The sequence below is a fragment of the Brucella sp. IR073 genome, assembly GCF_049065735.1.
Taxonomy (GTDB): domain Bacteria; phylum Pseudomonadota; class Alphaproteobacteria; order Rhizobiales; family Rhizobiaceae; genus Paramesorhizobium.
In genome coordinates, this window is record NZ_JBAKHD010000003.1 from 353,057 (window position 1) to 367,637 (window position 14,581).

Below are 14,581 nucleotides of genomic sequence, written 5' to 3' on the forward strand. Positions count from 1 at the left end.
TCCCGGCCCTTGTCACGCTGATTCCACTCTAACAGCGCGATTCGTTAAATGCGGTTCAGGTCCTCTTTTCCCGCCAGGACAGGGGCGAGGCCTTTTCGTAAAGCCAGCTATATTGGCGCACCATCTGATTGGTGCGGGTATAACGGTATCCGATCGTGCCGATGATCAGGAGAACGATGGTGTCGACAATATAATAGTGCAGCGACAGCATGGTCCCGTCGAACAGCGCGTGATGGATGAAGCGCACGGCAAAGCCGAGCGGGATCATATAGAGAAGGAACGCCGGATAGCTGCGCCAGGTCTGGGCGCAAGCCCGTCCCGTCATCCATGCCGCCCAGCCGCCCAGAATAACGGTGACGAACAGGAAGAGCCAGAATGACGGTTCTTCATAGAGAATGCCTTGCATATCCATCCCTCCTAATGCCTTCCGCCTTCGAGATAGGCGGCGCGCACTTCCGGATTGGCGAGAAGGTCCTTGCCCGAGCCGCTCATGGTGATGGAGCCGTTGACCATGACATAGCCCCTGGTTGCGAGCTTCAGCGCGCCGAATGCATTCTGCTCCACGAGGAAGACGGTCAGCCCCTTTGTGCGGTTCAACTCCTTGATCGCCTCGAAGATCTGCTTGACGATCAGCGGCGCAAGGCCAAGCGAAGGCTCGTCCAGCAGCAGCAGCTTCGGCCGCGCCATCAGCGCGCGGGCAATCGCCAGCATCTGCTGCTCGCCGCCCGAAAGCGTGCCGCCCCGCTGGTGGATGCGCTCCTTCAATCGCGGGAACAATTCGAAGATCATCCGCGAATCTTCATCGAAATATTTGAGATTGTCGAGGCTCGCGCCCATCTGCAGATTTTCCATGACGCTCATGCGCGGGAAAATGCGCCGCCCTTCCGGCGACTGGGCAATGCGCAACCGGGCGATCTCATGCGGCGGCATCCGGGTGATATCCTGCCCGGCGAAAATGACCCTGCCGCTGCGCGCCTGCGGGCTGCCGCAGATCGTCATCATCAGCGTCGATTTGCCGGCGCCGTTGGCCCCGATCAGCGCGACGATCTCGCCTTGGTCGACCGTGATGTCCACGCCCTTGAGCGCGCGGATATTGCCGTAATAGGTCTCGACATTCTCGACCTTGAGAAGCGTATTGTCGGTCGCCATTATTTGCTCCCCTCGGCAGGCTTGGCCTCGACGGCTTCCTCAGCCAGCTGCGCCACCGCGGCATCCACAGGATTGGCAGCGTCGGCAGCCTCCGCCCCCTCGATCACCTCCGCGATTTCCTCATCCTCGACACCGAGATAGGCGGCGATGACCCTCGGATCGTTGCGGACCTCTTCCGGCTTTCCATCGGAGATCTTCGTGCCATATTCGAGCACGATCACATGGTCGGAGATTTCCATCACCACCGACATATCGTGCTCGATGAGCAGCACCGAAGTGCCCGTCTCGCGGCGGATATCGAGAAGCAGCTTGTTCAGCTCCGCCGACTCGCGCGGATTGAGGCCCGCCGCAGGCTCGTCGAGGCAGAGCAGTTCCGGGTCCGTGCACATGGCGCGGGCGATTTCCAGCCGACGCTGGTCGCCATAGGGCAGGTCGCCCGCCGGATCGTCGGCCCGGTCGATCAGATTGATCCTTTCCAGCCAGTAGCGCGCCTTGTCCGTGGCCTCCGCCACCGCCCGCTTATAGGCCGGGAGGCCGAGAAGCCCGAGGATCGTATAGCCCGATGACTTCATCAGCGGGTTATGCTGCGCCACCAGCAGGTTTTCCAGCACCGTCAGGCCAGAGAACAGGCGGATATTCTGGAAGGTGCGCGCCACCTTCGCCTTGTCGGTGATGAGATGGCCGGGCAGCCGTTCGAGAAGGAATTTCTCGCCGTTCTTCCGCGTCATCGTCAGCATGCCGCCGGTCGGCTTGTAGAAGCCGGTGATGCAGTTGAAAACGGTGGTCTTGCCCGCGCCATTGGGGCCGATGACGGCGGTGATATCGCCGCGTTTCGCCTCGAGGCTTAGATCGTTGATGGCTACCAGCCCGCCGAACTTCATCGACAGATGTTCCACCTTGAGAATTGGGTCCATTTGAGTTTGCCCGGTCATGGATTCTGTCGCCGCCATCAGCCGTGCCCTTCCTTGGTGAAGGAGCCGGAGACCATCTTGCGCTTGTGCAGGAAGGCGCTGGGTTCGCGGTGCCCGACGAAGCCGCGCGGCTTCCACACCATGACCACCACCATGGCAAGGCCGAAGATCAGCATGCGATAGAGCTCAGGCGTGAAACTCGGCCCGAAGACAAGCTTCAGGAAGCCCATCTCGCGCAAAATTTCCGTGCCGCCGATCATGACAACCGCCGCGATGGCGATGCCGATCAGCGAACCCATGCCGCCGAGAACCACGATGGCGAGGATAACAGCGGACTCGAGGAACACGAAGGATTCCGGGGAAACGAAACCCTGACGCGCGGCGAAGAACGAACCGGCGAAGCCGCCGAACATCGCGCCCGTGGCGAACGCCGTGAGCTTGGTCGTCGTCGTGTTGATGCCGAGCGAGCGGCAAGCAATCTCATCCTCGCGCAAGGCTTCCCACGCACGGCCGATGGGCATGCGCCGGAGGCGGATCGTCACCCAAGCGGTGAGCAGCGCCAGGAACAGGATGACATAATAAAGGAAGATTTTGTAATAGGCCGCCGACATCGGCAAGCCGAACGTCGCCGCGAAGCCATCCTTGCCGGCTGTGAAGGGAATGCCGAACAGCGTCGCCTTGGCGATGCCGGAAATGCCGAACGTGCCCTTGGTCACCTCGGTCCAGTTGATAAGGACAAGGCGGATGATCTCACCGAAAGCAAGCGTCACGATGGCGAGATAATCGCCGCGCAGGCGCAGCACCGGAAAGCCGAGAATGACGCCCCAGGTCGCCGCGAGAATGCCCGCCACCGGCAGCAGCACCCAGAAGGACAGGCCGTAATAGCTCGACAGCAGCGCATAGGAATAGGCGCCCACCGCATAAAAGGCGACATAGCCGAGGTCCAGCAGGCCAGCGAGGCCGACGACGATATTGAGACCCCAGGCGAGCATCACATAGATGAGAATCTGGATGCCGAAATTATCCACCCATTTCAGCGAGCCCTGCATGCCCACCGTCGAGACGATGAGGATGGGGTAGACGATGAGAAACGCCACGGCGATCTGCGAGAAATGACGGCGGAAGAAGGAGGGCTCCGCATGCGCGTCGGTCGCGATGCTTGCCTTTTGCGCCTTGCGCGCCGCCAGCCAGGGCGCAAGAAACGCCGTGAAGAGGAAGCGGCCCACGGCGGCGATGGCCACCATCGTGGCAAGCAGCCAGGGACGCTCGGTCAGGATGAGCTCGTTGCTGATATTCGTATCGACGCGGAAGCCGATGATCAGCACGAACAGGCCGAAGGCGAGGAGGCCGGCGATAACGGCCTCCTTGATGGCTTGGCCGAACACGGATTCCGTGCGGGTGTTGGAGCGTTCGGCCATGATCACACCTTTTCCACTTCAGGACGGCCAAGAATGCCGGATGGCATGAAGATGAGCACGATGGCGAGGATGGAGAATGCCGCCACATCCTTGTAGTCGGTCGAGAAGTAGGCCGACCAGAGGGATTCGATGAGGCCGATGAGCAAGCCGCCGATGACCGCGCCGGGCAGCGAGCCGATACCGCCCAGCACCGCCGCGGTGAACGCCTTGACGCCCGGAATGAACCCGTCCGAGAAGGAGATCACGCCGTAATACATCAGATACAGCGTGCCGGCGACGGCGGCGAGCGCCGCGCCCATGACGAAGGTGAGCGAGATGGTGCGGTCGACATTGATGCCCAGCAGCGCCGCCATCTTGCGGTCCTGCTCGCAGGCGCGCTGCGCCCGCCCGAGCGAGGTGCGGTTGACGAGATACCAGAACGCCGCCAGCAGCAATGCGGTGATCACGACGATCACGATCTGCTTGAGCGAAACGCTGATGCCCGTGCCCCAGATCGTGTAGTTCTGGTTGATCATCTGCGGGATCGGCTTGTTGCGCGGGCCCTGCGTGACCTGCACGAAATTGGAAAGCGCGATGGAAACGCCGATGGCCGTGATCAGCGGCGCGAGGCGGAACGATCCGCGCAAGGGCCGGTAGGCCACGCGCTCGATCGTCCAGCTCCAGAGGCTGGTAAGGCACATCGCCACCAGCATCATCAGGAAGAGCGCCAGCACCACCGGCACGCCGCCGATAAACGTCGTCAAGATTAGGAAGACGATCAGCGCCATGAAGGCGCCGAGCATGAAGACATCGCCATGCGCGAAATTGATCATGCCGATGATGCCATACACCATCGTATAGCCGATCGCGATCAGGCCATAGATCGAACCGAGCGTCAGCCCGTTGATCAGCTGCTGCAGAAAATATTCCATCGATAAAGCCACCCTTTTCGGTTCGGGACGTTATTTCCTGCCCTTCTGGGCGGTTCCCTTGTTCCCCGATCCGTTTTACACCTAACCGCTGCCACGCGGAAAGCAACCGTTTTTATCTCAGACGAAGGGCTGATAAGGCAGCCATTCGCGTTTATAGCGATTTTGTCCAAGAAGACGGGAACTTTCCTTTTTATCCCCTAGCCTGTTGCATTTAAACGCGTTTTCCGCACCGTTTCGTGATTGACATTTTCGCTATCCGTTGCCGTCATCCTCGGGCTTGTCCCGAGGATCTGCCCACGTCGCCGCCACAAAACCGAGAATGACGAAGGCGCTATCACGCCACCACAAACCCATGCGCAAACGGATCGCGGTCGTCGATGAAGATCGTGTTGTAACCCGTCATCCGCGCCCAGCCGGCGATAGACGGCACGATGGCCGGGCGGTCCGCCACTTCGGTCGCCTTCTCCACCCGGCCATGGAACAGCGACCCGATGATGGATTCATGCACGAACTCGTCGCCCGGCTTCAACTTCCCCTTGGCGGCAAGCTGCGCCATGCGCGCGGAGGTGCCGGTGCCGCAGGGCGAGCGGTCGATGGCCTTCTCGCCATAGAACACGGCGTTGCGTGCATGCGCCTCAGGCTTGGTAGGCTTGCCCGTCCACAGGATATGCGTCAGGCGGTTGATATCGGGCAGTTCCGGATGCTGGAACTTGTATTTCTCGTTGAGGCGCTCGCGCAGCACCGGGCTCCAGCCGACGAGCTGCAGGGCGCTGTAATCCGCCATGTCGCTGTAGTTTTCCTGAGGCTCGACGATGGCATAGAAATTGCCGCCATAGGCGACATCCACCTTGATCGGCCCGAGATCGGGGCATTCGACTTCAAGCCCCTCCGCATAGAGGAAGCCCGGCACATTGGTGAGCCGCACGCGCTCGACATATTGCCCGTTCTGCTCATATTCGATGGCGACGAGCCCGGCGGGCGTGTCCAGATTGAGCCTGCCCGGGGTCTTCGGCGTCACCAGCCCCTGCTCGATCGCCATCGTCACCGTGCCGATGGTTCCATGGCCGCACATGGGCAGACAGCCTGAGGTCTCGATGAACAGCACCGCCACGTCGCAATCGGGCCGCGTCGGCGGATAGAGGATGGAGCCGGACATCATGTCATGCCCGCGCGGCTCGAACATCAGGCCCGTGCGGATCCAGTCATATTCCCGCAAGAAATGCGCCCGCTTCTCCATCATGTTCGCGCCCTGAAGGTTCGGGCCGCCGCCTGCCACCAGTCTCACCGGATTGCCGCAGGTATGCCCATCGACGCAGAAGAAGGAGTGCCTGGCCATTTTGGTTAGAACCTCAAAAACGTTGCGGATTGAAGGGTTGGAGATCGATTGCCGGGTTTTGCCCTGAAATCAAATCACGGATCAGGCGTCCGGTCGCGGCGGATTGGGTGAGCCCCAGATGACCATGGCCGAACGCATAATAGACATTGGGCGCATTCCTGGCCCGGCCGATGGCAGGGAGAGAGTCCGGCAACGACGGCCTGTAGCCCATCCATTGCCGCCCGCCCTCGGTCTTGAGACCAGGCAGGAACTGCGCCGCCTTTTTCAGCATCGCTTCGGAACGTGCATAATTGGGCGCAAGATTGAGTCCGCCCAGTTCCACCGCGCCACCCACCCGGATGCCTGTGGAAAGCGGCGTGATGACGAAACCATGGCCGCCGAAAATCAGCTGCCGCCGGAGGTCGAAACTCTCCACCGGCAGGGTGGTGTTGTAGCCGCGCTCGGTCTCGAGCGGTATGGCATCGCCGCATTGCCGGGCAAGATGATGCGACCATGCTCCCGCCGCGATGACAATCTTATCCGCAGGCAGCGCCCGGCCATCCGCCAGCCGGATCGAGGTCTTGCCGCCGGATGGCTCAAGCCCTCTCACCTCGCCTTTCATGAACCGCGCCCCGGCGCGCTCCGCATAAGCCCAGAGCGCCTGCCCCAGAAGTTTGGGATCGCTCACCGTCTTCCAGTCCGGCACGAAGCTGCCGACCACGAAGCGTGGGGAAATGCCCGGCTGATACTCCGCCAGCTCCTTGCCCCTGATATGCCAATAGGCGATGCCGGCCTTTTCCCGCGCGTCCCAGCCGGGCTGCGCCGCCTTCAGCTCCGCCTCGCTTTCATAGAGTTCGAGCGAACCGTCCTCGCGCAGCATGGAGAGCACGCCGGCGCGCTTCATCAGGCCCAGCATTTCCTTTTCGGCAAGCCGCATCATCGCCGCCTGCGCAGTCATGCACGCGGCCTGCGCCTCGTCGCCGCTGGCCCGCCAGAAACGATAAAGCCACGGCACGAGCCGCGGCAGATAGGAAGGACGGATGGTGAAGGGCCCGAGCGGATCGGCGAGCCATTTGGGAAGCTTCGCCAGCACCCCCTTGGAGGCCAGGGGCAGAATATCCGAGAAGGCCAGCGCCGCCGCATTTCCGGAACTCGTCTCCTCGCAAATGCCGGTGCGGTCGATAACGAGGACCCTGTGCCCTGCCTCGGCAAGATGGGCGGCGATACAAATGCCGATGATGCCCGCGCCGATGACGATGGTTTCCTGATCCTGCGTCCCGCTAACGGACATTGCGCCGCGTCCCCATTCTCCGTCGAATGCCGCAATGGCATTCCCTCCACACGGCTTTCGATAATTGATATATCAGTGATATATCTGTACGCTCCGCAGCGGTCAAGCATGGGAGGTTGCGTTTGGCGATATTCGAGAACCTGAACGGGGAAAGCCTTGCCGAGCAGGCCTATCGGACGCTCGAGCGGCTGATCGTAACGCTCGTGCTTGAACCGACCATGGTCGTCAACGAGCGCGCGCTGATCGAACTGACCGGCATGGGCCGGACGCCGGTTCGCGAGGCCATTCAACGGCTGGCCTGGGAAGGCTTGCTTGAGGTGCGGCCCCGTTCCGGCATCGCCATCACCCCGCTCGACCCGCAGGATTTCGGTAAGGTGCTCGATGCCCGCGAAGGCGTGGAACAGATCCTCGCCCGCGACGCGGCTCGCTTCGCCGGGTCGCGTGACCGGGAGCGGCTTGAAGCAACCGCGGATGCTATGCGAAGGGCGGCGCGGGACAACGATGTCGGCCAGTTCCTTGATGCCGACAAAGCACTGGACGCGGTGATGGGCCACGCGGCGGCCAATCCTTTCGCCGCGCGCCTCGCCGCGCCGCTCCAGACACACAGCCGGCGCTTCTGGTTCCGTCTCAAGCATGACGACGGCATCGCCGCCTCTACCGAGGCGCACATCGCCATGATCGACGCCATCCTTGCCCGCGCGCCGGAGGAAGCCATGTCCGCCGCCGCCGGGCTGATCCATCATTTGCGCACGCTGATGCAGTAGCATGACCCCGAAAAGTTCCAGACTTTTCGGATAAGGTCATGCGGAAAATAAAGAGTTAGAGCGTGATGCCCGCGCGGGCTTAAGCGCATCACGCTCTAGCACCCTGCCTCCCCTGAAACCAGGCAAGGCAGATCGCGCGGCTTATTGGTTGCCGTTCATGCCGGCGGGAGCAGAGGTAGCCGGAGAGACATCATCGGCATAGTGGGTGCCGTTGTAATTGTCATCGGAAGCGACCACGACAGGCTCCCCCTTTTGAACGGCCGGATGGTCGCCGGGACGCAGGGCGAAAGTCGAACCGTTGTCGAGCGTAATCGTCTCGGCATTCGGATCATAGGACTTCACCGTGCCCTGAGTGAACTGCTCGGCCTGCGCGCCATAGGCGCTGAGGGCGAGGATGATGGTGGCTGCGGAAAGTATCTTCATGCCCATGGGAAAGCCCTCCATAAGCGGCGGACGCGCTTCAAGCCGGCGCCCGGTCGGCTGCGCATGAACGCGGGACAAATCATGCGCTTGACTGATCCCTCGGGCGGCACCCGAAAGCTCAGACGCAGCAATATCACCCGGCTGGAAAAGCTTTTCCATGACCGGTTCAATCACTTGTCCTCAAACCTGCGCGACTACAGTGCGCTGCCATCCGTTCAAACTCACCAATCAACAAACACAAAAAGCGGCCACAGGGGCCGCTTTTCGAAAATCATATAATAGGACGATCAGGCTGGCAGGATCGCGCCTTCGAGCGTCATCAGCTGGTGCAGGAACTGCTCGGCCTTGGTGCGGTGCTCGTGCGAGGTCGCCTCGTCCAGTTCTTCCCGCGCGGCCTGGATGCGGCGCTTCAGGTCCTCGCGGTTGAGGTCGTCCACATGCACAGCGGACTCTGCCAGAACCGTGCAGCTCTCCTGCGTGACATCGGCAAAACCGCCGAACACCACATAGGAATCGTCCTTGCCGTCGGCCTGCTTGACCTTGATGACGCCCGGCTTGATGGTCGCCATCAGAGGAGCATGGCGGGCCATCACGGTCATGTAGCCCTCGCTTCCGGGAATCACGACTTCCGTGACCTTGGCGGAAAGCAGCAGACGCTCCGGCGACACCAGTTCGAATTGGAAGGCTTCAGCCATGTTCGTTTTAGTGAGTAGGGAATAGTGAGCAGTGATTAGGAACCGGGAGTTCCGCCATTCACTATCTCACTATCTCACTATCTCACTACTCCCTTTGATTTATGCCGCTTCCGCCGCCAGACGCTTCGCCTTCTCGACGGCTTCCTCGATGGAGCCTACCATATAGAAGGCCGCTTCCGGCAGATGGTCGTATTCGCCGGCGCAGAGGCCCTTGAAGCCCTTGATCGTGTCCTTCAAGTCCACCAGTTTGCCCGGCGAGCCGGTGAAGACTTCGGCGACGAAGAAAGGCTGCGACAGGAAGCGCTCGATCTTGCGGGCACGGGCCACGGTGAGCTTGTCCTCTTCGGAAAGCTCGTCCATGCCCAGGATCGCGATGATGTCCTGCAGCGACTTGTAGCGCTGGAGGATCGACTGCACCTGGCGGGCCACCGCGTAGTGCTCCTCGCCGACGATCATCGGGTCGAGCATGCGCGAGGTCGAGTCGAGCGGATCGACGGCCGGATAGATGCCCTTTTCCGCAATCGAGCGCGATAGCGTGGTCGTTGCGTCAAGGTGGGCGAACGAGGTCGCCGGCGCCGGGTCGGTCAAGTCGTCGGCGGGCACGTAGATGGCCTGCACCGAGGTGATCGAGCCCTTGGTGGTGGTGGTGATGCGCTCCTGCAAGGCGCCCATGTCAGTGGCGAGCGTCGGCTGATAGCCCACCGCCGAAGGAATGCGGCCCAGAAGCGCCGACACCTCGGAACCCGCCTGCGTGAAGCGGAAGATGTTGTCCACGAAGAACAGCACGTCCTGGCCCTGGTCGCGGAAATATTCGGCAACCGTCAGACCGGACAGCGCAACGCGGGCGCGCGCACCGGGCGGCTCGTTCATCTGGCCGTAGACGAGCGCGGCCTTGGAGCCTTCGCCGCCGCCGGGCTTGTTGACGCCCGACTCGATCATTTCGTGATAGAGGTCGTTGCCCTCGCGGGTACGCTCACCAACGCCGGCGAACACGGAGTAACCGCCATGCGCCTTCGCGACGTTGTTGATCAGCTCCATGATCAGAACGGTCTTGCCGACGCCCGCGCCGCCGAAGAGGCCGATCTTGCCGCCCTTCGCGTAGGGAGCCAGCAGATCGATGACCTTGATGCCCGTGATGAGGATCTGCGCTTCGGTCGACTGCTCGATATATTCAGGCGCATTCTGGTGGATGGCGCGCTTGGCGGGCGCATCGATCGGGCCCGCTTCGTCCACCGGCTCGCCAATGACGTTCATGATGCGGCCGAGCGTGGCTTCACCGACCGGAACCTCGATCGGAGCGCCGGTGTCGGTGACTTCCTGGCCGCGCACCAGACCTTCGGTCGAGTCCATGGCGATGGTGCGCACGGTGTTCTCGCCCAGATGCTGCGCCACTTCCAGAACCAGGCGGTTGCCGAGGTTCTCGGTTTCGAGCGCGTTCAGGATCAGCGGCAGATGATCATCGAACTGCACGTCGACGACGGCGCCGATGACCTGCTTGACGCGGCCCACACGGCCCTTGGCCTCATTGGCGGCCACGGGTGCTTTCGCTGCGGCGGCCTTGCTGGTCCTTGCTGCCGCGGCCTTGGGCGCGGCCTTTTCTGCCGGAGCCGGCGTGGCCTCGGCGGTCGTTTTCGGGGTCGCTGCTTTTGCCATCGATCCTTACCTTCCGTTAGCATGATCGGCCATGTTGGACCGGATCATGCGGCAAACCTAACTTTCGTATGATCCCGAAAAGTTGCAGACTTTTCGGATAAGATCATACGTTAACCTAGAGCGCTTCCGCGCCCGAAATGATTTCGATCAGTTCCTTGGTAATCTGCGCCTGACGCTGGCGGTTATAGGTGATCGACAGCTTGTTGATCATGTCACCGGCATTGCGCGTCGCATTATCCATGGCACTCATTTTGGCGCCCATCTCGCCGGCCACGTTTTCCAGAAGCGCCCGGAAAATCTGCACCGAGATGTTGCGCGGGATCAGCTCGCCGAGGATGACGCTTGGGTCCGGCTCATATTCGTAGAGGGCCCCCTGAGCGTCCGTCGCCGCCGCCTCGACGCCGGCGGACGCCGGGATCAACTGCTGCGCGGTCGGCACCTGGCTGATGACCGACTTGAATTCCGAATAGAACAGGGTGCAGACGTCGAACGCGCCTTCCTCGAAAAGCGCGATGACCTTGCGGCCGATCTCGTCGGCATTGGCGAAGCCGATCTGCTTGACTTCGCGCATGTCGAAATGCGCGATGAACATCGAGGCGAATTCACGCTTCAGGATGTCCGCGCCTTTCTTGCCGACAGTGATGAACTTCACCGTCTTGCCTTCTGCGAGGAGCTTGCGCGCATGGTCGCGCGCCAGACGCGCGATCTGCGAGTTGAAACCGCCGCAAAGGCCGCGTTCCGCCGTGCAGACGACGAGAAGATGCACATTGTCCGCGCCCGTGCCGACCATCAGCTTCGGCGCATCCTCGCCGCTCACATTCTGCGCGATATTGGCGAGAACCGCGCCCATGCGCTGCGAATAGGGCCGCGCGGCCTCCGCAGCTTCCTGTGCGCGGCGCAGCTTCGCCGCGGCGACCATCTGCATCGCCTTGGTGATCTTCTGCGTCGCCTTGACCGAGGCGATACGGTTTTTCAGATCCTTGAGTGAAGGCATCCGTTCGTCCTGTCAGAAGCATGATCCCGGAAAGCCCCATGACTTTCCGGAACGATCATGCGGCTAAAACCTTAGGCGAAGTTCTTGGCGTAGGCGTCGATTGCCGCCTTGAGCTTTGCCTTGATGTCGTCGGTGAGCTGCTTCTCGGTGCGGATCGAGTCCAGCACGTCCTTGTGCTCGCTGCGCAGATAGGCGAGCAGCCCGTTCTCGAACTTGCCGACCTGATTGACGGCGAGCTTGTCGAGATAGCCGTTGACGCCGGCATAGATCACCGCGACCTGTTCTTCCGTCTTCAGCGGCGAGAATTGCGGCTGCTTCAGAAGTTCCGTCAGGCGCGCGCCGCGGTTGAGAAGGCGCTGCGTCGCCGCATCGAGGTCCGAGCCGAACTGCGCGAAGGCCGCCATTTCGCGGTACTGCGCCAGCTCACCCTTGATCGAGCCCGCGACCTGCTTCATCGCCTTGATCTGGGCGGCGGAGCCGACGCGCGACACCGAGAGGCCGACGTTCACGGCAGGACGGATGCCCTGGTAGAACAGGTTCGTCTCGAGGAAGATCTGGCCGTCGGTGATCGAGATCACGTTGGTCGGAATATAGGCCGACACGTCGTTCGCCTGCGTCTCGATGACGGGCAGAGCGGTCAGCGAACCGGCGCCGTTCTCGTCATTGAGCTTCGCCGCACGCTCCAGAAGGCGCGAGTGCAGGTAGAACACGTCGCCCGGATAGGCTTCGCGGCCGGGCGGACGGCGCAGCAGCAGCGACATCTGGCGGTAGGCGACGGCCTGCTTCGAGAGGTCGTCATAGCCGATAAGGGCGTGCATGCCGTTGTCTCGGAAATATTCGCCCATGGCGCAGCCCGCGAACGGCGCGAGGAACTGCATCGGCGCAGGATCGGAAGCGGTCGCCGCGATGATGATCGAATATTCGAGCGCGCCGCGCTCTTCCAGAACCTTCACGAACTGCGCGACGGTCGAGCGCTTCTGGCCGATAGCCACATAGACGCAGTAAAGCTTGTCCTTCTCGGAACCGGCGTCGTGGATCGGCTTCTGGTTCAGGATCGTGTCGAGGATGATCGCGGTCTTGCCGGTCTGACGGTCGCCGATGATCAGCTCGCGCTGACCGCGGCCAACAGGGATGAGCGCGTCCACAGCCTTGAGGCCGGTCGACATCGGCTCATGCACCGACTTGCGCGGGATGATGCCGGGCGCCTTCACGTCCACGCGGCGGCGTTCGGTCGCCTGGATCGGGCCTTTGCCGTCGATGGGGTTGCCGAGCGCATCAACCACGCGGCCGAGCAGCCCCTTGCCGACCGGGACGTCCACGATGGAGCCCGTGCGCTTGACGGTGTCGCCTTCCTTGATGTCGCGGTCGGAGCCGAAGATAACGACGCCGACATTGTCGCTTTCAAGGTTCAGCGCCATGCCGCGAATGCCGTTCGGGAACTCGACCATTTCGCCCGCCTGGACGTTGTCGAGGCCGTAGACGCGGGCGATGCCGTCACCGACGGACAGAACCTGACCGACTTCGGAGACTTCAGCCTCCTTGCCGAAGTTCTTGATTTGCTCTTTCAGGATTGCGGAAATTTCCGCAGCGCGGATGTCCATCAGCCGACCTCTTTCAGTGCAAGCTTGAGAGAAGAAAGTTTGGTGCGAAGGGAGGTATCGATCTGGCGCGAGCCCATCTTGACGATGAGGCCGCCGAGGATCGACGGATCGACGGTGACATGGATCGTCACGTCCTTGCCGGCCACGCTCTTGAGCGTCGCCTTCAATTCATTCTGCTGCGTGGCAGTCAATTCATGGGCGGCGGTCACCTTGGCGGAAATCTCGCCGCGATGCTCTGCCGCGATCTGGCGGAACGCCTCGATCATGCCGGGCAGCACGAACAGGCGGCGATTGCTGGCGACGACGCGCAGGAAATTTCCGACGAGGCCGGTGATGCCCGCCTTGTCCGCGACGGCGGCAATCGCCTTCTCCTGCTCATCGGTCGCAAAGACCGGGCTCGTGACCAGACGCTTGAGATCGTCGCTGCCATTCAAGAGAGCCTCGAACCGGTCGAGGTCTTTTTCCACAGCGGCGACGGAATTTGCTTCCAGAGCCAGATCGAACAGCGATCCGGCGTAACGCCGCGCGACACCTGAAATGAGCGATGAACTTTCCGTCACGGACAACAGGCTCTCTTGGTTAGCGTCAAGACTTGGGGCCTGAGGGACAGGTCAACCTAAATCATTGACTTTATTGATTTTTCCCAGCGCATATTAGATGTGCTGAACATCCCCGCTGAAATTCGTTTGCCCTCTAGCATGAACGAACGGGACTCGCAACACGCGAATCCCGCTGTTTTTGGTCAGCTTTGTCGCAATTGCGGGGATTCTTGCGGCTTCAGGCGATGAATCCGAAGGCAAAAAGCAGCGGCGCGGCGGCAAGCAGAAACTCGATCAACGCCGCCAGCCAGTTGTAAATCGTGTTGCCCTTGTCCGACATCATGGAGATGAGCCGCCCGAAAAGGGTGAAGCCCCATGCGGCGCCGAGCGCCAGCCAAAGGAAGGGCTGGGCGAAAATGATGCAGGAAAGGCCTAAGCCTATGTGAAATCCCGCCATTGTCGCGCGGATCGAGGCGAAAGCCTCAGGGCGTTCGTTTGATGGCGCGAGGCGCAGCAGCTTCATCGACAGGCCGGGCGCGAGAAACAGGAACAGCCCGAACAGCACCGTAACAAGCGCCGAAGCCCACGCCATCCACTCCCCATCGCTCGCCGGCCAATAAAGGTCCATGCCATTTCCCCTTGCGTCGAAAATCGGTGCGCGCTCTATAAGGCAGGTTTGAGAAAAGTGCGACAAAAAGCGCTGGTGCCGCTTTTGTTTTGAACCGCCGGAGTGACGGAGATGTAGAGGAATGGATCCCAGTGACAAGCACTGGGATGACGAGGTGGAGAGAGCTTCGCCCTAACGAACACCGTTTGGAGGAGGAAGGCCCGGAGATTGTCCACAACGCTCACCCCATCCGTCATCCCAGTGCTTGTCACTGGGATCCATTCCTCTACGCTTGCGACAACCACAACAG

At 61.5% G+C, this 14,581-nt stretch carries 14 protein-coding genes and 1 pseudogene; 1 reads left to right on the forward strand and 14 read right to left on the reverse strand.

Annotation, left to right across the window (positions count from 1 at the left end; all coding sequences use genetic code 11):
* Positions 1 to 55: 55 nt before the first annotated feature.
* From ACOWVG_RS08455 to ACOWVG_RS08485, 7 genes and pseudogenes are all read right to left on the reverse strand, one after another.
* On the reverse strand, positions 56 to 406 hold the full coding sequence (locus ACOWVG_RS08455) for a DUF6867 family protein (protein WP_420961406.1): 351 nt from the start codon (positions 404 to 406) through the stop codon (positions 56 to 58).
* A gap of 11 nt (positions 407 to 417) precedes the next feature.
* Positions 418 to 1,149 carry an ABC transporter ATP-binding protein gene (locus ACOWVG_RS08460; RefSeq protein ID WP_420961409.1) on the reverse strand — a complete coding sequence of 244 codons (732 nt, stop codon included), beginning with the start codon at positions 1,147 to 1,149 and terminating at the stop codon, positions 418 to 420.
* Positions 1,150 to 1,160: 11 nt separating this feature from the next.
* Positions 1,161 to 2,099, reverse strand: a pseudogene (locus tag ACOWVG_RS08465) (ABC transporter ATP-binding protein); the annotation flags it as partial.
* Positions 2,099 to 3,478, reverse strand: a complete 1,380-nt coding sequence (gene livM / locus ACOWVG_RS08470) for a high-affinity branched-chain amino acid ABC transporter permease LivM (RefSeq protein ID WP_420961410.1) — start codon at positions 3,476 to 3,478, stop codon at positions 2,099 to 2,101. The pseudogene ACOWVG_RS08465 and the gene livM, both read right to left, overlap by 1 nt.
* Before the next feature lie 2 nt (positions 3,479 to 3,480).
* Positions 3,481 to 4,389, reverse strand: a complete 909-nt coding sequence (locus tag ACOWVG_RS08475; protein ID WP_420961412.1) for a branched-chain amino acid ABC transporter permease — start codon at positions 4,387 to 4,389, stop codon at positions 3,481 to 3,483.
* 334 nt (positions 4,390 to 4,723) lie between these two features.
* Complete coding sequence (locus tag ACOWVG_RS08480; RefSeq protein ID WP_420961414.1) at positions 4,724 to 5,725, reverse strand: 4-hydroxyproline epimerase; 1,002 nt, start codon at positions 5,723 to 5,725, stop codon at positions 4,724 to 4,726.
* Between the two features lie 13 nt (positions 5,726 to 5,738).
* On the reverse strand, positions 5,739 to 6,995 hold the full coding sequence (locus ACOWVG_RS08485; RefSeq protein WP_420961416.1) for an NAD(P)/FAD-dependent oxidoreductase: 1,257 nt from the start codon (positions 6,993 to 6,995) through the stop codon (positions 5,739 to 5,741).
* Between the two features lie 71 nt (positions 6,996 to 7,066).
* Here ACOWVG_RS08485 and ACOWVG_RS08490 point away from each other — a divergent pair, with 71 nt between their 5' ends.
* The gene (locus tag ACOWVG_RS08490) at positions 7,067 to 7,759 is read left to right on the forward strand and encodes a GntR family transcriptional regulator (RefSeq protein WP_420961671.1); all 693 of its coding nucleotides are present in this window, start codon (positions 7,067 to 7,069) and stop codon (positions 7,757 to 7,759) included.
* Positions 7,760 to 7,900: 141 nt separating this feature from the next.
* Here ACOWVG_RS08490 and ACOWVG_RS08495 read toward each other — a convergent pair whose 3' ends face one another.
* From ACOWVG_RS08495 to ACOWVG_RS08525, 7 genes are all read right to left on the reverse strand, one after another.
* On the reverse strand, positions 7,901 to 8,188 hold the full coding sequence (locus tag ACOWVG_RS08495; protein WP_420961417.1) for a hypothetical protein: 288 nt from the start codon (positions 8,186 to 8,188) through the stop codon (positions 7,901 to 7,903).
* Between the two features lie 281 nt (positions 8,189 to 8,469).
* Positions 8,470 to 8,877, reverse strand: a complete 408-nt coding sequence (locus ACOWVG_RS08500) for a F0F1 ATP synthase subunit epsilon (protein ID WP_420961418.1) — start codon at positions 8,875 to 8,877, stop codon at positions 8,470 to 8,472.
* Between the two features lie 99 nt (positions 8,878 to 8,976).
* The gene (gene atpD / locus ACOWVG_RS08505; protein WP_420961419.1) at positions 8,977 to 10,530 is read right to left on the reverse strand and encodes a F0F1 ATP synthase subunit beta; all 1,554 of its coding nucleotides are present in this window, start codon (positions 10,528 to 10,530) and stop codon (positions 8,977 to 8,979) included.
* Between the two features lie 115 nt (positions 10,531 to 10,645).
* Entirely contained in the window at positions 10,646 to 11,524 is an 879-nt protein-coding gene (locus ACOWVG_RS08510; RefSeq protein ID WP_420961420.1) for a F0F1 ATP synthase subunit gamma, read from the reverse strand.
* A gap of 71 nt (positions 11,525 to 11,595) precedes the next feature.
* Complete coding sequence (gene atpA / locus ACOWVG_RS08515; RefSeq protein WP_420961421.1) at positions 11,596 to 13,125, reverse strand: F0F1 ATP synthase subunit alpha; 1,530 nt, start codon at positions 13,123 to 13,125, stop codon at positions 11,596 to 11,598.
* Positions 13,125 to 13,685, reverse strand: a complete 561-nt coding sequence (locus tag ACOWVG_RS08520) for a F0F1 ATP synthase subunit delta (protein ID WP_420961423.1) — start codon at positions 13,683 to 13,685, stop codon at positions 13,125 to 13,127. The genes atpA and ACOWVG_RS08520 overlap by 1 nt, the downstream gene beginning before the upstream one ends.
* Positions 13,686 to 13,902: 217 nt before the next feature.
* On the reverse strand, positions 13,903 to 14,292 hold the full coding sequence (locus ACOWVG_RS08525; RefSeq protein ID WP_420961425.1) for a DUF4345 family protein: 390 nt from the start codon (positions 14,290 to 14,292) through the stop codon (positions 13,903 to 13,905).
* Positions 14,293 to 14,581: the final 289 nt, after the last annotated feature.

Excerpts from the sequence above, each read along its gene's own strand:
- ACOWVG_RS08525 (WP_420961425.1), bottom strand. The coding sequence starts at position 14,292 with ATGGACCTTTATTGGCCGGCGAGCGATGGGGAGTGGATGGCGTGGGCT.
- ACOWVG_RS08510 (WP_420961420.1), bottom strand. The coding sequence starts at position 11,524 with ATGCCTTCACTCAAGGATCTGAAAAACCGTATCGCCTCGGTCAAGGCG.
- ACOWVG_RS08460 (WP_420961409.1), bottom strand. The coding sequence starts at position 1,149 with ATGGCGACCGACAATACGCTTCTCAAGGTCGAGAATGTCGAGACCTAT.
- ACOWVG_RS08500 (WP_420961418.1), bottom strand. The coding sequence starts at position 8,877 with ATGGCTGAAGCCTTCCAATTCGAACTGGTGTCGCCGGAGCGTCTGCTG.
- ACOWVG_RS08475 (WP_420961412.1), bottom strand. The coding sequence starts at position 4,389 with ATGGAATATTTTCTGCAGCAGCTGATCAACGGGCTGACGCTCGGTTCG.
- ACOWVG_RS08480 (WP_420961414.1), bottom strand. The coding sequence starts at position 5,725 with ATGGCCAGGCACTCCTTCTTCTGCGTCGATGGGCATACCTGCGGCAAT.
- ACOWVG_RS08455 (WP_420961406.1), bottom strand. The coding sequence starts at position 406 with ATGCAAGGCATTCTCTATGAAGAACCGTCATTCTGGCTCTTCCTGTTC.
- ACOWVG_RS08495 (WP_420961417.1), bottom strand. The coding sequence starts at position 8,188 with ATGGGCATGAAGATACTTTCCGCAGCCACCATCATCCTCGCCCTCAGC.
- ACOWVG_RS08485 (WP_420961416.1), bottom strand. The coding sequence starts at position 6,995 with ATGTCCGTTAGCGGGACGCAGGATCAGGAAACCATCGTCATCGGCGCG.
- atpD (WP_420961419.1), bottom strand. The coding sequence starts at position 10,530 with ATGGCAAAAGCAGCGACCCCGAAAACGACCGCCGAGGCCACGCCGGCT.
- atpA (WP_420961421.1), bottom strand. The coding sequence starts at position 13,125 with ATGGACATCCGCGCTGCGGAAATTTCCGCAATCCTGAAAGAGCAAATC.
- livM (WP_420961410.1), bottom strand. The coding sequence starts at position 3,478 with ATGGCCGAACGCTCCAACACCCGCACGGAATCCGTGTTCGGCCAAGCC.